20 protein-coding genes are annotated in these 18,788 nt (G+C 58.2%); 8 read left to right on the top strand and 12 right to left on the bottom strand.

The window, feature by feature from the left end:
* Nucleotides 1–22 precede the first annotated feature (22 nt).
* Complete coding sequence (locus ACR0DS_RS11120) at nt 23–1,198, bottom strand: acetyl-CoA C-acyltransferase family protein (protein WP_480483941.1); 1,176 nt, start codon at nt 1,196–1,198, stop codon at nt 23–25.
* A gap of 116 nt (nt 1,199–1,314) precedes the next feature.
* Here ACR0DS_RS11120 and ACR0DS_RS11115 point away from each other — a divergent pair, with 116 nt between their 5' ends.
* The 5 genes from ACR0DS_RS11115 (at nt 1,315) to ACR0DS_RS11095 (ending at nt 5,996) form a co-directional block, all read left to right on the top strand.
* Entirely contained in the window at nt 1,315–1,878 is a 564-nt protein-coding gene (locus ACR0DS_RS11115; protein WP_267363118.1) for a helix-turn-helix domain-containing protein, read from the top strand.
* Between the two features lie 110 nt (nt 1,879–1,988).
* Complete coding sequence (locus ACR0DS_RS11110; protein WP_480559412.1) at nt 1,989–3,173, top strand: glycine C-acetyltransferase; 1,185 nt, start codon at nt 1,989–1,991, stop codon at nt 3,171–3,173.
* A gap of 14 nt (nt 3,174–3,187) precedes the next feature.
* Nucleotides 3,188–4,216 (top strand): L-threonine 3-dehydrogenase, encoded by a 1,029-nt coding sequence (gene tdh / locus ACR0DS_RS11105; RefSeq protein WP_480559512.1) that lies wholly within the window; start codon nt 3,188–3,190, stop codon nt 4,214–4,216.
* Nucleotides 4,217–4,280: 64 nt separating this feature from the next.
* Nucleotides 4,281–5,165 (top strand): tryptophan 2,3-dioxygenase, encoded by an 885-nt coding sequence (locus ACR0DS_RS11100; protein WP_480559414.1) that lies wholly within the window; start codon nt 4,281–4,283, stop codon nt 5,163–5,165.
* A gap of 3 nt (nt 5,166–5,168) precedes the next feature.
* On the top strand, nt 5,169–5,996 hold the full coding sequence (locus ACR0DS_RS11095) for an alpha/beta hydrolase (protein ID WP_480559416.1): 828 nt from the start codon (nt 5,169–5,171) through the stop codon (nt 5,994–5,996).
* 65 nt (nt 5,997–6,061) lie between these two features.
* Here the strand turns inward: ACR0DS_RS11095 and infB are convergent, their stop codons facing one another.
* The 6 genes from infB to pip all read right to left on the bottom strand — a co-directional run bounded on the left by infB (nt 6,062) and on the right by pip (nt 13,368).
* A complete protein-coding gene (gene infB / locus ACR0DS_RS11090) occupies nt 6,062–8,548 on the bottom strand; it encodes a translation initiation factor IF-2 (RefSeq protein WP_480559418.1) in 2,487 nt (828 codons plus the stop codon).
* Between the two features lie 8 nt (nt 8,549–8,556).
* The gene (locus ACR0DS_RS11085; protein ID WP_480488113.1) at nt 8,557–9,180 is read right to left on the bottom strand and encodes an RNA-binding protein; all 624 of its coding nucleotides are present in this window, start codon (nt 9,178–9,180) and stop codon (nt 8,557–8,559) included.
* A gap of 22 nt (nt 9,181–9,202) precedes the next feature.
* Nucleotides 9,203–10,822, bottom strand: a complete 1,620-nt coding sequence (gene nusA / locus ACR0DS_RS11080) for a transcription termination factor NusA (RefSeq protein ID WP_480559420.1) — start codon at nt 10,820–10,822, stop codon at nt 9,203–9,205.
* A complete protein-coding gene (rimP, locus tag ACR0DS_RS11075; RefSeq protein WP_267363111.1) occupies nt 10,822–11,412 on the bottom strand; it encodes a ribosome maturation factor RimP in 591 nt (196 codons plus the stop codon). Before rimP ends, nusA begins: the two co-directional genes overlap by 1 nt.
* A 160-nt stretch (nt 11,413–11,572) precedes the next feature.
* A complete protein-coding gene (locus tag ACR0DS_RS11070; protein WP_480559422.1) occupies nt 11,573–12,394 on the bottom strand; it encodes an ABC transporter substrate-binding protein in 822 nt (273 codons plus the stop codon).
* Nucleotides 12,391–13,368 carry a prolyl aminopeptidase gene (gene pip, locus ACR0DS_RS11065; protein WP_267363109.1) on the bottom strand — a complete coding sequence of 326 codons (978 nt, stop codon included), beginning with the start codon at nt 13,366–13,368 and terminating at the stop codon, nt 12,391–12,393. Before pip ends, ACR0DS_RS11070 begins: the two co-directional genes overlap by 4 nt.
* A gap of 48 nt (nt 13,369–13,416) precedes the next feature.
* On the opposite strand from pip, the gene ubiG reads away from it, so the two are divergent.
* A complete protein-coding gene (gene ubiG, locus ACR0DS_RS11060) occupies nt 13,417–14,163 on the top strand; it encodes a bifunctional 2-polyprenyl-6-hydroxyphenol methylase/3-demethylubiquinol 3-O-methyltransferase UbiG (RefSeq protein WP_480559423.1) in 747 nt (248 codons plus the stop codon).
* Nucleotides 14,164–14,166: 3 nt separating this feature from the next.
* Here ubiG and ACR0DS_RS11055 read toward each other — a convergent pair whose 3' ends face one another.
* Genes ACR0DS_RS11055 through ACR0DS_RS11040 form a run of 4 tightly spaced genes read right to left on the bottom strand, consistent with a single transcriptional unit; the run spans nt 14,167 to nt 16,510 of the window.
* Nucleotides 14,167–14,607, bottom strand: a complete 441-nt coding sequence (locus ACR0DS_RS11055; RefSeq protein WP_267363106.1) for a MarR family winged helix-turn-helix transcriptional regulator — start codon at nt 14,605–14,607, stop codon at nt 14,167–14,169.
* A 12-nt stretch (nt 14,608–14,619) separates the two neighbouring features.
* Entirely contained in the window at nt 14,620–15,450 is an 831-nt protein-coding gene (locus tag ACR0DS_RS11050; RefSeq protein WP_480559425.1) for a carbon-nitrogen hydrolase family protein, read from the bottom strand.
* Nucleotides 15,450–15,707: a glutaredoxin 3 gene (gene grxC / locus ACR0DS_RS11045; protein WP_480483930.1), complete on the bottom strand. Its 258-nt coding sequence runs from the start codon at nt 15,705–15,707 to the stop codon at nt 15,450–15,452. The genes ACR0DS_RS11050 and grxC overlap by 1 nt, the downstream gene beginning before the upstream one ends.
* Nucleotides 15,708–15,745: 38 nt before the next feature.
* Nucleotides 15,746–16,510 carry a double zinc ribbon domain-containing protein gene (locus ACR0DS_RS11040; RefSeq protein WP_480488121.1) on the bottom strand — a complete coding sequence of 255 codons (765 nt, stop codon included), beginning with the start codon at nt 16,508–16,510 and terminating at the stop codon, nt 15,746–15,748.
* Here ACR0DS_RS11040 and ACR0DS_RS11035 point away from each other — a divergent pair.
* Together ACR0DS_RS11035 and hemH are read left to right on the top strand one after the other, a co-directional pair.
* Nucleotides 16,491–17,321 carry a methyltransferase domain-containing protein gene (locus ACR0DS_RS11035; RefSeq protein WP_480559427.1) on the top strand — a complete coding sequence of 277 codons (831 nt, stop codon included), beginning with the start codon at nt 16,491–16,493 and terminating at the stop codon, nt 17,319–17,321. The genes ACR0DS_RS11040 and ACR0DS_RS11035 overlap by 20 nt on opposite strands.
* Before the next feature lie 57 nt (nt 17,322–17,378).
* The gene (gene hemH / locus ACR0DS_RS11030) at nt 17,379–18,428 is read left to right on the top strand and encodes a ferrochelatase (RefSeq protein WP_480488125.1); all 1,050 of its coding nucleotides are present in this window, start codon (nt 17,379–17,381) and stop codon (nt 18,426–18,428) included.
* Nucleotides 18,429–18,588: 160 nt separating this feature from the next.
* On the opposite strand, the gene ACR0DS_RS11025 is transcribed toward hemH, so the two are convergent.
* Nucleotides 18,589–18,771 carry a hypothetical protein gene (locus ACR0DS_RS11025; RefSeq protein ID WP_117870963.1) on the bottom strand — a complete coding sequence of 61 codons (183 nt, stop codon included), beginning with the start codon at nt 18,769–18,771 and terminating at the stop codon, nt 18,589–18,591.
* Nucleotides 18,772–18,788 lie beyond the last annotated feature (17 nt).

Below are 18,788 nucleotides of genomic sequence, written 5' to 3'. Positions count from 1 at the left end.
GCCCCCCTTGCCCAAACCTGGATCAGAGCCGCTCGATGGCAATGGCTATCCCCTGACCGCCACCAATACACATGGTGATCAACCCTTTTGATCCGCCTGTGCGCTCCAACTCATAAAGCGTCTTCATGGTAATGATGGCGCCCGTCGCACCGACAGGATGCCCCAGCGCAATCGCACCTCCATTCGGGTTCACCTTCGCTGCATTCAACCCAAGCTCCTGGTTGACTGCCAGCGCCTGCGCGGCAAATGCTTCGTTGCTTTCGATCACATCAAAGTCTTCCGCCGACAAACCCGTCTTCCTGAGCAGGTTTTGCACGGCCGGTACCGGGCCAATACCCATGACTTCGGGGCGCACGCCAGCATGTGCATATCCGATCACGCGCGCTTTTGGCTTCAACCCGGCCTTTTCCGCCGCTTCCGCCGTTGCCAGCACCATCGCCGCCGCGCCATCGTTGATGCCCGAGGCATTGCCCGCCGTCACACGCCCATCTTTCTTGAACACTGGTCGCAACCCGGCCAGCGCATCTGCGGTTGTCGCTTTGGGATGCTCATCAACTTTGAAATCCACCATGTCGCGCTTAACCTTCACCTGAACGGGCACGATCTGGCTTTCGAAATATCCGGCTTCAATTGCGGCTGCCGCGCGGGTCTGGCTGGTCAGGGCGAAGTCATCCATCTGTTCACGGCTGATCTGGTGTTCATCGGCAACGTTCTCGGCCGTCACACCCATGTGCCCTGTGCCAAAGGGGCAGTTCAACGCACCCAGCATCATGTCCAGCGAAGTGACATCACCCATTTTCGCGCCCCAGCGCGCCTGTGGAACAATGTAAGGGCTGCGCGACATGCTTTCTGCGCCACCTGCCACAGCGAAATCGGCATCGCCAAGCATCAAGGACTGCATCGCCGACACGATCGCCTGTGCGCCCGAGCCACACAGACGGTTTACATTCATCGCAGGGGTGCTGTTCGGAATCCCGGCCTGCATCGCGGCAACACGCGACAGGTACATGTCCCGAGGCTCGGTATTGATGACGTGGCCAAACACAACATGCCCGATTTGCGCACCTTCTACCCCTGACCGTTCCAAGGCCGCTTCGGTGACCACCGTCGCCAGATCAATGGGGGCGGTTGACGCAAGCGCGCCACCGAAAGTTCCAATCGCGGTGCGCGCACCATCCAGCAATACGATGTCTGTCATGTCTTTCTCCTCTTGGAATCGTCGTCAGTATGCACATGCAGCATGATCCTGTCCTATAGGACGTGCCGTCACGGATGGAATTGACAAGCCGGGTCCCAACACGCATGGATTCCGTCATGACGGAGAACACAGACGATATCCTGAACCTTTTGCCTGCTCGCCTGAAAGAAGCACGCCGGGCCAAAGGACTGTCGCTGGAAGCAGTCGCAAACCTGAGCGGCGTATCCAGGTCCATGGTAAGCCAGATCGAACGCGGTGAAAGCAGCCCGACGATCTCGACCCTCTGGAACCTGACCCGTGCATTACAGGTGGATTTTGCCGGTCTTCTGGAAGGATCAAAAGCCAGTGATCAGATCGAGGTGCTGCGCGCGTCCGAAGTGCCCAGCATCGACAATATGGGGCAGAACTGCCGCATTCGCATCCTGTCCCCACCGGAAGAGGCCGGTGGTCATGAGGTTTATGATATCGAGTTCGACAAAGGCGGGGCCTTGAACAGCCAGCCGCATGCGCGCGGCGCGCGTGAGCAGCTGACCGTGCTGGAAGGCGCCGTCAAAGTTAAATCGGGCAGTGCCGTGTCGGATCTGAGCCAAGGGGACACCGCCCGCTATGCCGCGGATATCGTGCATTCCATCTCAGCCAAAGAACCAGCGCGGGTGTTTTTGATCGTAAAGAACGCCTGACGTCAGCAAATTTCCGCCTTCACGGAAAATTTTCCTGTATATTGAAATTCCCCTATTTGGGAAATTCATCCGCTATGTTAGATGTGCGACTCAGTTGAACGGAGGTCGCCATGGCAGATGCATTCCTGTCCCACATCACGGACACACTCGCACAGATCGAATCCGAGGGGCTGTATAAGCGCGAACGAATGATCACCTCGCCTCAGGGCGGTGAGATTACGGTGGGCGGCAAACGGGTGATCAACCTGTGCGCCAACAACTATCTGGGTCTTGCGGATCACCCCGCGCTGATCGAGGCCGCAACAAATGCGATGGGTCCGAAAGGATTCGGCATGGCCTCGGTCCGGTTCATCTGCGGAACACAGGATATTCACCGTGAACTGGAACAGCGGTTGGCGAAATTCCTGAACAAGGATGATGCGATCCTGTTCGCGGCCTGTTTTGATGCCAATGGCGGGTTGTTCGAACCGTTGCTGGGGCCTGAAGATGCCATCATTTCGGACAGTCTGAACCACGCCTCTATCATTGACGGGGTGCGGCTGTGCAAGGCCAAGCGCTATCGCTATCTGAACAATGACATGAATGACCTTGAAGCGTGGCTGAAGCAGGCGCGCGAGGATGGCGCGCGTCATATCATGATCGCAACCGATGGCGTGTTCTCGATGGATGGCTATCTGGCCAACTTGCCGAAAATTCGCGAACTGGCTGATAAATACGATGCCATCGTCATGGTCGATGATTGCCATGCAACAGGCTTCATCGGGCCGCGCGGCGCCGGAACACCGGATCACTTTGGTGTTGGTGTCGACATTCTGACAGGAACTTTGGGCAAGGCACTTGGGGGGGCAATCGGCGGCTACATCGCCGGGCCGCAGCCAGTGATCGACCTGCTGCGGCAGCGGGCGCGGCCCTATCTGTTCTCGAACTCGCTGCCGCCATCCATCGTCGCCGCAGGGCTTGAGGCGATCCGCCTGGTCGAAGAAGGCGACATTCTACGCGCGCAGTTGTTCGGAAACGCAAAGTACTGGCGTGCCGGTCTGGAAAAGCTTGGCTTTGACCTTTTGCCCGGTGAACATCCGATCATCCCTGTCATGCTGGGCGATGCGACGCTGGCACAAGAGATGGCCGCCAAGCTGTTTGACGAGGGCGTGTATGTCTCGGGCTTCTTCTTTCCTGTTGTTCCCCGCGGACAGGCGCGGATCAGAACGCAGATGAACGCCGCCCTGACGCGGGACGAACTGGACCGCGCGCAGGCGGCCTTTGGCAAGGTCGGCAGGGAACTGGGGGTGATCTGATGCGACCCAACACGATGAAAGCGCTGGAAAAGTCGAAGCCTGAAGAAGGGTTGTGGATGGTACAGGCCCCGGTTCCCGAAATCGGGCCTGATGAGGTGCTGATCAAGATCAACAAGACCGGAATTTGCGGTACCGACATTCACATCTGGAACTGGGATGAGTGGGCCTCTCACACCGTTCCGGTTCCGATGATCACTGGTCATGAGTTCGCCGGGGAAATCGTCGAAGTCGGGCGCAACGTCACCGGGCTGGACGTTGGGCAGCGCTGTTCCGGCGAAGGGCATCTGATCGGCACTGAAAGCCGTCAAAGCCGCGCAGGCAAATTTCACCTCGACCCCGGCACGCGCGGGATCGGGGTGAATGAACAGGGCGCGTTTGCGCAATACCTGAAACTGCCTGCTTTCAACGTTGTTCCCCTGCCGGACGATATCCCGGATGAGATCGGGGCAATCCTTGATCCGCTGGGCAATGCTGTACACACCGCGCTAAGCTTTGACCTTCTGGGGGAGGACGTCCTGATCACCGGCGCAGGACCCATCGGCATCATGGCGGCCGCCGTTGCCCGCCATGCAGGTGCCCGCAATGTTGTGATTACGGACATTAACGCTGAACGATTGAAACTGGCTGAACATGTGGTGCCGTCGGTGCGGACCGTTGATGTTTCCAAACAAGATTTGCACGACATCATCGCACAGCTTGGAATGAAAGAAGGCTTTGATGTGGGGCTTGAAATGTCCGGCTCACAAGCCGCGCTTGACCAGATGGTCGAGGCGCTTGTGATGGGTGGGAAAATCGCCCTGCTGGGGATACCGCCGGGGAAATCTCCGGTCGACTGGTCGCGTATCGTTTTCAAGGCGATCACAATCAAGGGTGTCTATGGTCGCGAGATGTTCGAGACCTGGTACAAGATGATCGCCATGCTGCAAAACGGTTTGGATGTGTCCCGCGTGATCACGCATCGCTTTGAGGTTGATGATTTTGCGGATGGATTTGCCGCGATGAAATCCGGCCTCTCTGGCAAGGTTGTCCTTGACTGGACCTAACCCGCTGGAAAGTTACGAACTCAACGCCTAGACAGGTGCAAGGATCGCACAAGGGAGGCATGAGATGGGCGAGAACAAAGACGATCGTCTATTGCAAAGAGGTGTCGAAGACACTCTGGTCACTGATTTCGCCGAGACACATCGCAAAAGCTATGGAGATTTTCTGCAACTCAAAACACTGCTGAATCTGCAAAAGACTTTTCAGGACCCCGCGCAGCCAGACGAGATGCTGTTCATTATCATCCATCAGGTCAGCGAACTGTGGCTGAAACTGATGCACCACCAACTGGTCGAGGTGCGCCGTTTTCTGCAACAGGACGAGTTTGGCCCAGCCATGAAAAACCTCGACCGCATCAAGGCCATTCAACGGCAGTTGATTGCGGCTTGGGAAACCCTGCTGACCATGACACCTGCCGACTATATGACTTTCCGGCAGGCTCTCGGCAACTCGTCAGGGTTTCAGAGCTACGGCTACCGGCAGATTGAGTTCATTCTTGGCAATAAGGATGCCTCAACACTGAAGGTCCATGCGCATGACCCAGAGGTGATGGAGATGCTGAATGCCGCACTGACCAAACCGTCACTTTATGACGAAGTGTTGCACATGTTGGCCCGCCAAGGATTCGATGTGCCCAAAGATCTGGTTGAACGCGACTACGCCCAACCCTATTCCGGCGATTCGCGCGTGGTAAAAATCTGGGTCGAGGTATTCCGCAACACTGAAAAATACTGGGATCTTTATGCTTTGGCCGAAAAACTGATGGATGTGGAAAGCCTGTTTCAACGCTGGCGCTTTGATCATGCCACCGCAGTTGAGCGCGTGATCGGGATGCAACCCGGCACTGGTGGCTCAAGCGGCGTGGCCTTTTTGCGAAAGGCGCTAGAGCTGCGGTTTTTCCACGACCTTTACGACGTGCGCACCGAATTGATGTACAGCGGGCAGACCTAAGACATGTTGTATCGAGGATTTTCGCAATCCGAGCTGGAGCGGGAGTATTCCCCCAGCACAATGATCGGTGGCGACCTGAGCCCTTATCTTGCCAGTTATGAAGCACTGAGCGCTCAGGCGCGGGCCGACTTTCCGGTACGGGAAAATCTGGCTTATGGTGATAGCCCCGTACAAGTTCTGGATTTCTTTCCCGCTCGCGATGACAAGGCACCTCTGCACGTCTTCATTCACGGCGGGTACTGGCAGGCGCTCAGCCAGAATGAATCGTCTCTGATGGCACCGGGTCTGGTAGAACACGGGCAAGCTTTTGCGACTGTGAACTATACGCTGGCACCCGATGTCCGGATTGGTGGCATGATCGATGAATGCCGTGACGCGTTGCTTTGGCTGGCGGCCCAGGCGGAGGAGCTGGGATTCGATCCGTCGCGGATCACCCTGTCAGGTCACAGTGCAGGCGCGCATCTGGCGGCGATGGTGATGGCAACCTCATCAGATGCCCTTGCCAAAGCGGGGCTCCGGGTGCGGGATGTGATTCTGATCAGCGGAATATACGACCTGGAACCGATCAGCCTGATGTCGGTGAACGATCCGCTGCAATTGACACCGGTCGAGGTCAACGATCTGTCACCCATCCGCAATCTGCCCCGGCCCGGTCCTCGATACCATGTTTCGGTAGCCGAACGGGATACAGGTGAGTTCATTCGCCAAAGCCGCGACTATGCTGAAAGACTGCGAAAGGCCGGACACTCTGTCAGCTTTATGCTCGCGCAAGGAATGCATCATTTCGATATCATCATGCATTCAGATACGTTTCTGCCCCAGACAAAATAAGCGCTTCGGTAAAAGAAAACAGCGGCCTATGGGGGCCGCTGTTTTTCGTTTCATCCTTTGCCGGGTTAGTCCAACGTGCGGGTGACTTCTTCGCGCTCGAAGATTTCGATCACGTCGCCTGCGCGGATATCGTCGTAGTTTTCGAACGCCATACCGCATTCCTGACCCGACTGAACCTCGGCCACTTCGTCCTTGAAACGCTTCAGCGTCTTTAGCGTGCCTTCGTGAATCACCACGTTGTCGCGCAGCAAGCGCACACCGGCAGAACGACGCGCCACGCCTTCGGTGACCAGACAGCCAGCAACCTTGCCAACGCCTGTAACCTTGAAGACTTCGCGAATCTCGGCGTAGCCGATGAACTTCTCGCGAATTTCGGCGCTCAACAGGCCGGATGCGGCTGCTTTCACGTCGTCTACGAGGTCATAGATCACCGAGTAATAGCGAATCTCGACGCCCTTCTGGTTTGCGGTATTCCGTGCCGAGGCATTTGCCCGAACGTTGAAGCCAAAGATCGGAGCTCCAGACGCTTCGGCCAGACCGACATCCGTTTCGGTAATGGCACCAACACCCGAATGCAGAACGCGCACGCGTACTTCTTCGTTGCCGATCTTCTCCATCGCCTGAACGATGGCTTCCGCCGAACCCTGAACATCTGCTTTCATCAGAATAGGCAGCTCGGTGACGTTTTCGTCTTCCTTGGCCTTCTGCATCAACTGCTCAAGGGTCGTTGCGGCACCGGCGGCGGCGCGTTTGTCCTTAGCGGCCTGTTCACGGTAGGCGGCGATCTCACGGGCCTGTGCTTCGGTTTCGGTCACGTTCAGAACATCGCCTGCTTCAGGCGTACCATTCAGACCAAGAACCTCAACGGGAACCGACGGGCCAGCCTCCTTGACGCGCTCACCCTTGTCGTTGATCAGCGCGCGGACTTTACCATACTGCTCACCCACGACAAAGATATCGCCCTGACGCAATGTACCGTTCTGAACCAGAACCGTTGCGACCGGGCCGCGGCCCACGTCCAGCTGTGCCTCGATCACGGCACCCTGGGCAGCGCGATCAGGGTTGGCTTTCAGTTCCAGAATCTCGGCCTGCAATGCGATGGCTTCCAGCAACTCGTCCAGACCTTGACCGGTGATGGCAGACACTTCTACGTCCTGAACCTCACCCGACATTTTCTCGACGATCACTTCGTGTTGCAGCAGATCGGTGCGCACCTTGTCCGGATTTGCATCATGTTTGTCGATCTTGTTGATCGCCACGATCATCGGCACCTTGGCTGCCTTCGCGTGATTGATCGCCTCAATTGTCTGCGGCATGACCGCGTCATCGGCAGCGACGACCAGAACCACGATGTCGGTCACCTGGGCACCACGCGAGCGCATCGAGGTAAAGGCTGCGTGGCCGGGAGTATCCAGGAAGGTCAGCGTCGAGCCACCATCGGTTTTCACCTGATAGGCGCCGATATGCTGGGTGATGCCACCGGCCTCACCAGCCACAACACGCGCATCGCGGATTGCATCCAGCAGCGATGTTTTCCCGTGGTCGACGTGACCCATGATGGTGATGACGGGCGGACGAGGCTTCAGATCGTCCTCGCTGTCTTCGACCTCTTTGATGACGTCCTCAACATCCGAATCAGAGACGCGGGTGACCTTATGGCCAAACTCTTCGATAATCAGCTCGGCGGTATCAGCGTCGATGGTCTGGTTCTGCGTGACCATCATGCCCATCTGCATCAGTGATTTGACCACGTCAGCCACGCGCTCGGCCATACGGTTGGCCAGTTCCGAGACCATGATCGCCTCAGGCAGTTGTACGTCGCGGATCACCTTTTCCCGCTCGACCGAACCGCCCATGGCTTTCTGACGGGCGCGTTCCTGCTTGCGCTTCATCGCTGCCATCGACCGCTGGCGGCTGCCTTCGTCACCGGTGGCCTGACCCAGTGTCAGTTTGCCCGAACGACGGTTGTCTTCACGACCCTTGCCACGACCGCGCTGTTCGCGTTCGCGATCCTGCTTGCGAGGTGCGGCAACAGGCGCAGGTTTGCTGGCCGGGCTGCGTGCAGCTTTGGCTTCTTCAGGGGCCGGCGAAGCGGCAGCAGCAACAGCGGCACGCTTGGCTTCTTCTTCAGCCTCCACGCGCTTGCGCTCTTCATCTTCGGCTTTCTGACGCGCGCGCTCTTCCGCTTCACGCTGCTCGCGTTCTTTCGCTTCCTGTTCCGCGCGGCGGCGCACGCGCTCTTCTTCGCGTGCCTTTTCAGCGGCTTCGCGTTCAGCGGCCTCTTCGACCTCGCGGGCCTTGGCAGCCTGCAAAGCCTTCATACGGCGCGCCATTTCCGCGTCCGAAATACCTGCGGGACGACGCGACGGATCACCCGAAGGGGCGGCACCGCCACCCGGCTTTGCCGCGCCCGGCTTGGGGACCACCACGCGCTTGCGTTTGGTTTCCACCACGACATTCTTGGTGCGTCCGTGGCTGAAACTCTGTTTCACATTTCCGGGGCGTGCCCCGCCACGAAGACCCAATGTCTTTTTGCCGTCACTATCGCTCATAAAGCTTCTTACCCTTCCGCGCGGCCCTTGCCGCCGTCATCCGTTTCGCGCAAGCCACGCAGGCGCTGCGCTTCCTCTACAACACGTTTGGCGAGTCCGCCAGAGGCCAAGGCCGCATGAATCACCGTTTGGCGCCCAAATGCCTGCCCTAATTCGTCTGCCGTCAGCCAACCGATGTATTTTCCGAAGTGCGGCGTACTGAGCTTCGACTTGCCGCGCCCCGATCCATCAGTGGCCTGAATCAGCACCTGAGCCTCTTCCCGGTCCAGCCACGACTTGACCTTTTCATACCCGGCAACCGCGTCGCCGGACTTGCGCGCCAGACTGAGCAACTCAATCACACGGCGCGCGATCTGCTTTTCAACTTCTGTCGCGAGGTTCTGAGGCACAGTCACCTGTGCCTTGAACCCCCGCGCAAACAGTTTCTTACCAATGGCCTTGTCCAGCGCAGCACGATCCGCCGCCACATAAACGCCCCGTCCCGGCAACTTTGCCGCGACATCCGGAAAGACCTGACCGTCCGGGCCCGTCACAAAGCGGATCAAGCCATATTTAGGCTGAACCTCGCCTGTGGCGATGCACTTGCGTTCGGGTCCGTCAGACCGATCCTTATGGACGCCACCGCGACCCATACGCGCCACCCGAGACCTGAGATCAGGCCTCGACCTCCTCGTCTGCTGCGTCGCCGTCGATGTCTTCTTCCGCCTGCTCCAACTCGGCCGGATCAACCCAACCCAACAGGATACGCGCAGTCATGACCATGTCTTGTGCTTCTTCGAGCGTGACGCCAAAGGGCTCCAGCACGCCATCATCCTTGACGCGTTCACCGTCGACCGTGGTCCAGCCACCGGCCAGTTCCCAGTCTGCACAGGTTGCGAAATCTTCCAGCGTCTTCACATCGTCCTTGGCCAGCGCCTCTACCATCTGGGGGGTCAGGCCTTCGAATTCAATGAGGCTGTCCTCGGCACCCAGTGCGCGCGCCGCATCCAGAGCGGCTTTGGCCTGGGCTTCCAGGAACTCGCGCGCCCGGGTCTGAAGTTCCTGCGCAGTGCCTTCGTCGACGCCGTCAATGACCAGAAGTTCATCAATCTCGACATAGGCAACTTCTTCGAGGTTGGTGAAGCCTTCGGAAACCAGCAGTTGCGCAAAGAACTCGTCCAGATCCAGACTGTCCATGAACAGTTTGGTACGAGATTCGAATTCCTTCTGACGACGCGCCGATTCTTCAGCTTCGGTCATGATGTCGATATCCAGCCCGGTCAGTTGGCTTGCCAGACGCACGTTCTGACCGCGACGACCGATTGCAAGAGACAACTGCTCTTCCGGAACGACAACCTCGATCTTGCCTGCTTCTTCGTCCAGAACAACCTTCGAAACCTCGGCAGGTTGCAGCGCGTTCACCAGGAAGGTCGGTTGGTCTTCGTTCCACGGGATGATGTCAATCTTCTCACCCTGCAGTTCGTTCACAACGGCCTGCACGCGGCTGCCGCGCATACCAACGCAGGCGCCAACAGGGTCGATCGAGCCGTCATACGAGATCACGGCGATTTTGGCGCGAGAACCGGGGTCACGGGCCACGGCCTTGACCTCGATGATACCGTCATAGATTTCCGGCACTTCCATCTTGAACAGCTCGGCCATGAACTCTGGCGCGGTACGCGACAGGAAGATCTGGTGGCCACGCACTTCGCGGCGGACTTCCTTGATATACGCGCGCACACGATCATTCGGGCGATAGCTTTCGCGACCGATCTTGTCATTGCGGCGCAGAACAGCCTCGGCACCGCCGAGATCGACGATGACATTGCCGAATTCTTCGCGCTTGACGGCACCGTTGATGATGGTGCCCGCACGATCCTTGAATTCCTCATACTGACGATCACGCTCGGCTTCGCGGACCTTTTGCAGGATCACTTGCTTGGCGGACTGCGCCGCAATCCGGCCCATTTCGACCGGCGGCACTTCTTCAACGAAAACGTCACCGACCTGCGGATCTTCCATGTACTGCTTGGCTTGTTCGACGGTGAACTCGGCCTGATAGTTCTCAAGCTCCGCATCCTCGACCACGGTGCGCACACGGGTGAAGGTCGCCTTGCCGGTCTTGCGGTCGATGGACACGCGGATGTCCATCTCGGCACCGTAGCGGCTCTTGGCAGCGCGGGCGAGCGATTCCTCCATCGCTTCGACAACCAGACCAGGGTCGATCATCTTTTCGCGGGCCACGGCCTCGGCAGTCTGCAGCAGCTCCAGCTGGTTGGCTGAGGTAATTGCCATCAGTTCGTCTCCTCTTCGGACCCTTCGGTCTCAATCTCGTCGAAAGCGTTTTCGTTCAGGGCACCCGCATCTTTGCGCTGGCGCAGCATTTCCTTAATCAGGTCATCGGTCAGGACCAGCTTGGCATCACTCAGCCAGTCGAATTGCAGGCCGATGGTGATCGTCTCGGACCCTTCGGGGATATTGATCAGAACCTCTTCCCCTTCAATCCCGGCCAGTTCCCCTTTGAACCGGCGGCGGCCATCGATCAGTTCAGAAGTTTCGATCTTGGCCTCATACCCCTCGAAAGTCTCAAAATCCTTGAGGCGGGTCAGGGGGCGGTCGATACCGGGGCTGGATACCTCGAGCGTATAGGCGTCAAGGATCGGGTCCTCGACATCCAGGGTGGCGCTGACCGCATTCGAAATCTCGGCGCAGTCATCCACTTCGATGCCGCCTTCGGGTTTGTCAGCCATGATTTGCAGCGTGGTCTGCTTGCCACTCATCAGCCGGACACGGACCAGCTCATACCCCAGGTCTTCGATCACCGGGGTGATGATCTCGGCAAGTCGCCGGTCGATGGCAGCTTTGGCTATTAGGTCGTTTGTCATCAGGTTCTCTACCCTGTCAATCGGGCACAAAAAAACGGGCGCGCGGCCCGTCGAATTTTCCGGTGGAGCCTTGGACCGGAAGTCCAACGCGCCGCTGTTGAAACTGCATATACGCAGGATGATCCGAGTCTGCAACCCCCGACAGAAGTGTCACCCGGAATTACACGATCCACCACCGTTCTGCGATACGACCGTCGTCCAGAACCGTGCGTCCGGCAATCTGCCGCGGCAATCCCACCGTCCCAGAGACGGCCAGTGCCATATCGGTCTCGGAAGGATGGAAGCGAAGACCGCGCGTACTGCGGATCTCGGACGGATCTGGGAAAGCCGCAATATCGACGTAGCCATCGCGCAATGCCTCGGCGCGGACACGGGCATCGGGAATAACGATCACTTCGAATGCATCGACCCAACCGGCCTGACCGTCCTTGTAATGTCCCGAAACACGGCGACCCAGGAAATGTCTCCCGTCTTCGGCGCGCTCGACACGGTAGCAACCCGTACCGTTGGCCCTGTGTAGCGGCGTGACGCCTTCGCCATTGCGGGCAATGACAAAACGACTTTCCGCCAAAAGGAATGGAAGGCCCGGATTTGCCTCGGCCAGTTCCAGCCGCAAACGGTTGGCGGTCAATGCCTCGGTATACCCGACCTCGGCCAATACGGTCGCAACGTCTGAGATGTCCAAAGGCGCGCCGTCGTGGAACACCGCATCATTGCGCAGATCAAAGCTCCAGACCTTCGCATCGGCGTTGGTTTGCCAGCCCGTCGCAAGCTCGCCCCGCAAAGTGCCATCTGGGGCGATCTCGGTCAGCGTGTCGAAAACAGCACCGCGCGCCACCTGCTCAAGACTGTCGTCGCGCGGCACGGCCAATCGCAGCGTGCCGCCTTTCTCGGGTCTGTCCGCCAGGGACGCGCCTGTCGCGGCAAGCAGCGCGGCGGCGGCACCCGAAGCAAACAAGGCACGGCGGTCGATGCGTGTCATGCCAAACCCTCCGCCACGCGATCCATGATCCGGATCAGTTCTGCGCTGATCCCGGGTTCAGAAAGCGCATGACCGGCCTGACGTACCATCTTGATCTCGGCATTCGGCCAGCGTTCGCTCAGCGACCAGGCGGCCTGCGGCGGGCAAATCATGTCGTATCGCCCCTGCACGATGTGACCCGGGATATGAGCAATCCGGTCCATTTGATCTAGAATCTGCCCATCCGTTTCCAGGAACGCCTTATTGTAGAAATAGTGATTCTCGAGCCGGGCAAATGTACGGGCGTATTCGCCGGGGCTTTCGCCCACTGATCCGTTCGTGTGGATCGACGCCAGCGCATTTTCCCAGTGCGACCATGCCCGCGCATACAGGGTCTCGGTCGCGCGGTCCCCCGAGAACAGGCGTTTATTGTAGGCGGTGATGGTGTCCTTCAGCTCCACCTCGGGCAACAGTGAGGTAAATTTCTGCCACTGTTCCGGCCAGAAACGTCCCGCTCCGCCGCCATAAAACCAGTCAAGTTCAGCGTCAGTTGCCAGGAACACACCGCGCAGCACCAATCGGCTGACCCGGTCTGGATGCGACTGCGCGTAGATCAACGCAAGGGTCGCGCCCCAGCTGCCGCCAAAAGCAATCCATTCATCAATCTCGAACAGGTCGCGCAACCGTTCAATATCGGCCACCAAATGCCATGTCGTGTTGTTTTCCACCGAAGCCGTGGGGCGAGACCGGCCACACCCACGCTGATCAAATAGAATCACCCTGTAGGCCTGTGGATCAAAATAACGCCGCATTGCAGGGCTGCAGCCACCGCCTGGGCCGCCATGCAGGATCACCACCGGTATGCCTTCGGGGTTGCCGCATTGTTCCACATAGATACGGTGCCCGTCGCCCATATCGACCATACGCTGGTCGAACGGATCGATCGGCGGGTACAGATATTGAACTGCGCGCTTTTGGTCCGGGTACTTGTCCATTATGGCCCTATATAGTCCTTAAGCGTAAAAGAGCATACGGAGACAGGAATGCAAGCGCATCCGAACACGGTGGATCCATCCGAGATCGCAAAATTCGAAGCGATGGCGGCGGAATGGTGGGATCCTCATGGGAAATTCAAACCCTTGCACATGCTGAATCCTTGCCGTTTGGATTATATCACACAGCAGATTGCCGGTGAATTCGACCGTGATCTGAAAGCACGAAATCCGTTCGAGGGGCTGCGCCTGCTGGATATCGGTTGTGGCGGTGGTCTGCTGAGCGAACCCATGGCACGTCTGGGGGCCGAGGTCGTTGGGGCCGATGCCGCCGGAGGCAACCTGCCTGTTGCGCGTATCCATGCCGAGCAATCCGGTTTGGAGATCGACTATCGCCACACCACAGCCGAAGACATGGCCGCCGCGGGTGAGCAGTTCGACGTGGTCCTGAACATGGAAGTGGTCGAGCATGTGGCCGACCCGGCGGGTTTCCTGACCGCCTCGCAGCAGTTGCTCAGGCCCGGCGGGCTGCTGATCTGCTCAACCATCAACCGCAACCCGAAATCTTATGCGATGGCTATTTTCGGGGCCGAAGTGGTAATGCGCTGGCTGCCGCGCGGCACGCATGAGTGGCACAAGTTCATCACCCCTGACGAGTTGTTCGACCTGCTGCGCCAAGCGGGGGTCGAGCCGGTGGACCGCAAGGGTTTCGTGTTCAACCCGATCCTGTGGAGCTGGTCGATCTCGGACCGGGATCTAAGCGTGAACTATGTGACGGCGAGTGTGAAACCGGGCTGAGGGTTATTCCCCTTCCAGCTGTTTTCTCAGATCGCGCAGCACTGGCAGTGTCGACCGAACACGGTCGTCCCCCAACTCTCCGACCACGCGGTTGATCAACGGAGCAATCGAGGAAATCGCCTGATCCCGCGCGCGTTTACCGGCGGGGCTGATCGCGACCATCTTGCGGCGGGCATCGTCCCAGTCGGGGCGGATGTGGATGTATCCGGCCCATTCCAGCTTGGCCAAGGTGTTGGTCATCGCCCCTCGGGTCACGTGGAACGTGTTGGCCAGCTGCGCCGGGCTACGCTCATCCGCGACAAAAGCCAAGTGGTTCAGAACCGAGAAATGCGAGATTTCCATGCCCTTGGGCAGCACCCGGCTAAGCCGGTTCCGCAATAGCTGGTCGGCGGTCAGGATCTCGCTGAACAGCGTGACCGCAAGGGCATTGGTGTCGTCTGTCATTGTTCCGTTCTGTCAGGGTCCGTCGAAGGAACGGCGGTGGTGCAGTGAAGGGACACGTCGCCGTGCCTCAGTCACAGAACTATCATCCAAATCGAAAATGTGAATGCCTGGATCGGTCCCTGCGTCGATCAGCACCTTTCCCCACGGGTCGACGACCATGCTGTGACCGTGAGTATAGCGTGTTTTACCGCCGGTTTTTGGATGTTCCCCTGTTTGGGCCGGGGCCAGCACCCAGCACCCGGTTTCGATTGCACGTGCGCGCAGCAAGGCTTCCCAATGCGCGGCACCTGTGACCGGCGAGAACGCGGCCGGGACGGTCAGAATGCGCGCGCCCGCCTGCGCCAGTGCCGCGTGCAAATATGGAAAGCGGATATCGTAACAGATGGTCAGACCAACCTTGCCGAAATCCGTATCTGCGATAACCGCTTTTTCGCCTGGGCGGTAATTCTTTGATTCGCGGAACGTCTCGGTCTCGGTGACCTGCACATCGAACATATGGATTTTGTCATACCGCGCCACGATCTGACCTTGCGGTCCGATCATAAAGCAACGATTGGCAAAGCGACCGTCACTCTCATGGGTCTTGAGCCCCAACGAGCCGATCAGAAGCCACACACCCAGATCAGCAGCCTGTTCGCGCAGGCCCGCCAAGGTGATGTCATCTTCTTCATGTTGTAAAACCGCGCGCTGCCGTGTGGTGCTGGTCGAAACGCAATTCGTAACCTCTGGTGTCAGAACAAAGCGGGCGCCCTGTTCTGCCGCTTCGGCCATCATGCCTCGGACCATCCCGAGGTTTTCTGCCGGATCGTCCGACGAGGTGATTTGCAGCAGCGCGGTTTTCATCAGGCCGCAAGCAGACGGTCAAGCTTGCCCTGACGCTCCAACTCGTACAAATCATCACAACCGCCGACATGCGTGGCGCCGATGAAAATCTGGGGGACCGTGCGTTTGCCTCCGGCACGTTGAATCATTTCAGGTTTGCGTTTGGGGTGCATCAGCACGTCGATCTCCTTGAACTCGACACCTTTCTGCTTCAGCAGGCGTTTGGCTGCATGACAATACCCGCACAGTGGCGATGTATAGATCTCTACCGACTTCATTTTCCGTTCCCTTCGGATTTCGCGCAATCTTGGGCGAATTAGACATCCTTGGCAACGCGCGCCAGAGCCAACACGAAAATATGATTTGCCCCCGCCGCCTGACAGGCACGAGTGCATGCGGCCAGTGTTGCCCCGGACGTCATCACATCGTCCACCAGCAAAACGTTCCGGCCCGTCAGATGGCGGGCATTTCGGGGGTGAAGGCATATCGCGTCGCCCAAAATCTGTGCCCGCTCGGCAGCTGTTTTGCCGTCCAGTACCGGCGTCTTGTTTTTGCGAATCAACAGATCGGGCACACATTCCAATCCTGTCTCGCGCGCCAGGTTCTGCGCCAACAGCGCTGACTGGTTGTATCGCCTTTTCAGCAATCGAGACCAATGCAAAGGAACCGGAACAATCACCATATCCGGTCGCAACAATGGGCGCCCTGCCTGCACCATCCACTGCGCGGCAGGGCGGGCCAGTTCGGGCCGATCACCATGTTTCAACGCCAGGATCAGTGACCGCGCCTTGCCGTCATACAAAAGCGCGGCGCGGCCTGCCCTCCAGGGGCGCGCGGTCTTCAGGCAATCATCGCACTCGGTCCGAAACTCGTCCTGCCCCCCGATCAGGGGCAGACCGCAACTTTCACAGACCGTGCCGCCAATGAATGGCGTTTCCCGCCAGCATGGACCACACAGGCCAAAATCGGACTCGGTCAGGTCGCCGCACCCCATGCAACGTGGTGGATAAATCAGCGCAAGTGCGGTTTGAATCCGTTGCGCGATGCGATACTTGCCAGCTATGAAACTGCCCGAACCCACTGCACCCTCACTTTTTGACCGTGCCGCCATTCTGCGTCATCGCAGCCGCGTGCAGGATGACGCCCTTTTTCTGCACCGCGCCGCGATGGACGAGGTTCAGGATCGGCTCTCCATGGTTAACAAAACCTTTACGGCGGCAGCGATCGTGACCGCATACCCGCAGCTTTGGACGGACGCGTTTCCCGAAGCCTCGATCATTGCGGATGACGACGTGCTGGCACTGCAACCCGGCGTACATGACCTTGTGATCCACGCCATGACACTGCACTGCGCAAACGATCCGGTGGGCCAGTTGATCCAATGCCACCGCGCGCTGAAACCCGACGGGTTGTTGCTGGTTGTTTGTCTGGGCGGCGAAACGCTGCACGAATTGCGCGCGGCGTTGGGTCAGGCCGAGATTGACGTTACCGGTGGCCTCAGCCCCCGCATCGCCCCGATGGCCGGGTTGCGAGACATGGGCGGTTTGTTGCAGCGGGCAGGTCTGGCCTTGCCAGTCGCAGACTCGGTGCCGCTCACGGCTGAGTACCGTGACATCTGGCACCTGATGCACGATCTGCGGCATATGGGTGAGGCCAATGCGTTATCCGGGCGACTGAAACACCCGACCAAACGCGCAGTATTTGAGGCCGCGCAAAACATCTACGCGTCTCATTTCACCACAGTATCGGGACGTCTGGCAGCCACGTTCGAACTGATCTGCCTGACCGGATGGTCCCCCCACGACAGTCAACCCAAACCACTGCGTCCTGGGTCGGCGCAAGCACGTTTGGCTGACGCCTTGCGCACGGACGAGGGCAAACTGCCCGATTGACGCGCGACCAAATCCCCTTATTTCAGGCCCTAACGCAAGAAATTCAGGAAGCCTCATATGTTTGATGCCACGCGACCCGCTCACGCTCCTACGGATCACCCCAAGATCAGGATGGGGCGCGTCGGCATATTGCTGGCCAATCTGGGCACGCCGGACGACTACACATATTGGCCGATGCGCCGATATCTGAATGAGTTTTTGTCGGACCAGCGTGTCATCGATTATCCAAAGTGGAAATGGCAACCGATTCTACAGGCGATCATCCTGACCAAGCGACCTTTCAGTTCCGGCGAGGCTTACAAATCGATCTGGAACCAGGAAAAAGGCGAAAGCCCGCTGATGACCATCACCAAGGACCAGACCGCCAAGCTAAGCCAGACGATGCACGCACGATACGGTGATCAGGTCATGGTCGATTTCTGTATGCGTTACGGCAACCCGTCGACCAAATCCAAAGTGCGCGCGATGGTAGCGGCAGGGTGCGATCGCATCTTGTTTTTTCCGCTTTACCCTCAATACGCTGGCGCAACGACGGCCACCGCCAACGACCAGTTCTTTCGCGCACTGATGGACGAAGCCTGGCAGCCCGCGACGCGAACCGTTCCGGCCTATTTCGATGAACCCATCTATATCGATGCGCTGGCACAGTCTGTTGAACGCGCATACGAGGCTATGGAGACAAAGCCCGACATTCTTGTCTGCTCATATCACGGGATGCCCGAGCGGTATCTTCAGCAGGGCGATCCCTATCACTGCCAATGCGCTAAAACGACGAGGCTGTTAAAGGAGCGGCTGGGCTGGACAGATGATCAATTGGTATCGACCTTCCAGTCGCGCTTCGGCCCCGAAGAATGGTTGAAACCTTACACGGTGGATCACGTGGCCGACCTGGCGAAGCAAGGCAAAAAGAACATTGCAGTTATTGCCCCGGCGTTTTCTGCTGACTGCATCGAAACACTTGAAGAGATTAACGAAGAAATCAAAGAAAGCTTCGAAGAAGCAGGCGGGGAGGCGTTTACCTATATATCATGCCTTAACGATGACGACGCCCATATCGCGGCACTTGGAAAAGTGATCGAAGACAATCTGTGCGGGTGGCTGGAGTAAAGCGTTTACAGAACGCAACCCGCATTTCCTATGAGAACGTTAGGCTCGGCTTGATACTGGCCTGTCAGTATCCCCCGGCGCGCAACAGGCTTGAAGACCTGTTGGAATTAAAAAAGGCGGTGGATTGCTCCACCGCCTTTTTCATGAATTCCGTGTCGGATTAGCTTGCAGCAACAGCAGCAGCAACAACGACCAGCAGGATCAGCGGCAGCAGAATGCCCTGCGACGAACCCTGAGTTTCTTCAACAACAACTGGTGCTTCAACAACCGGCTCTTCCAGGTTGCCAGCATATGCAGTCGAAGCTGCTGCAGTCAGAGCTGCGGCGAGAACGAGTTTCTTCATATTAACCTCCAGAATTT

The organism is Ruegeria sp. AF5, assembly GCF_056541905.1.
This window is presented reverse-complemented; position numbering and strand designations above follow the sequence as displayed.

Bases quoted from the DNA above. Each gene is read 5' to 3' on its own strand.
- ACR0DS_RS11120 (WP_480483941.1), bottom strand. From the start codon at position 1,198: ATGACAGACATCGTATTGCTGGATGGTGCGCGCACCGCGATTGGAACT.
- ACR0DS_RS11115 (WP_267363118.1), top strand. From the start codon at position 1,315: ATGACGGAGAACACAGACGATATCCTGAACCTTTTGCCTGCTCGCCTG.
- ACR0DS_RS11110 (WP_480559412.1), top strand. From the start codon at position 1,989: ATGGCAGATGCATTCCTGTCCCACATCACGGACACACTCGCACAGATC.
- tdh (WP_480559512.1), top strand. From the start codon at position 3,188: ATGAAAGCGCTGGAAAAGTCGAAGCCTGAAGAAGGGTTGTGGATGGTA.
- ACR0DS_RS11100 (WP_480559414.1), top strand. From the start codon at position 4,281: ATGGGCGAGAACAAAGACGATCGTCTATTGCAAAGAGGTGTCGAAGAC.
- ACR0DS_RS11095 (WP_480559416.1), top strand. From the start codon at position 5,169: ATGTTGTATCGAGGATTTTCGCAATCCGAGCTGGAGCGGGAGTATTCC.
- infB (WP_480559418.1), bottom strand. From the start codon at position 8,548: ATGAGCGATAGTGACGGCAAAAAGACATTGGGTCTTCGTGGCGGGGCA.
- ACR0DS_RS11085 (WP_480488113.1), bottom strand. From the start codon at position 9,180: ATGGGTCGCGGTGGCGTCCATAAGGATCGGTCTGACGGACCCGAACGC.
- nusA (WP_480559420.1), bottom strand. From the start codon at position 10,822: ATGGCAATTACCTCAGCCAACCAGCTGGAGCTGCTGCAGACTGCCGAG.
- rimP (WP_267363111.1), bottom strand. From the start codon at position 11,412: ATGACAAACGACCTAATAGCCAAAGCTGCCATCGACCGGCGACTTGCC.
- ACR0DS_RS11070 (WP_480559422.1), bottom strand. From the start codon at position 12,394: ATGACACGCATCGACCGCCGTGCCTTGTTTGCTTCGGGTGCCGCCGCC.
- pip (WP_267363109.1), bottom strand. From the start codon at position 13,368: ATGGACAAGTACCCGGACCAAAAGCGCGCAGTTCAATATCTGTACCCG.
- ubiG (WP_480559423.1), top strand. From the start codon at position 13,417: ATGCAAGCGCATCCGAACACGGTGGATCCATCCGAGATCGCAAAATTC.
- ACR0DS_RS11055 (WP_267363106.1), bottom strand. From the start codon at position 14,607: ATGACAGACGACACCAATGCCCTTGCGGTCACGCTGTTCAGCGAGATC.
- ACR0DS_RS11050 (WP_480559425.1), bottom strand. From the start codon at position 15,450: ATGAAAACCGCGCTGCTGCAAATCACCTCGTCGGACGATCCGGCAGAA.
- grxC (WP_480483930.1), bottom strand. From the start codon at position 15,707: ATGAAGTCGGTAGAGATCTATACATCGCCACTGTGCGGGTATTGTCAT.
- ACR0DS_RS11035 (WP_480559427.1), top strand. From the start codon at position 16,491: ATGAAACTGCCCGAACCCACTGCACCCTCACTTTTTGACCGTGCCGCC.
- hemH (WP_480488125.1), top strand. From the start codon at position 17,379: ATGTTTGATGCCACGCGACCCGCTCACGCTCCTACGGATCACCCCAAG.
- ACR0DS_RS11025 (WP_117870963.1), bottom strand. From the start codon at position 18,771: ATGAAGAAACTCGTTCTCGCCGCAGCTCTGACTGCAGCAGCTTCGACT.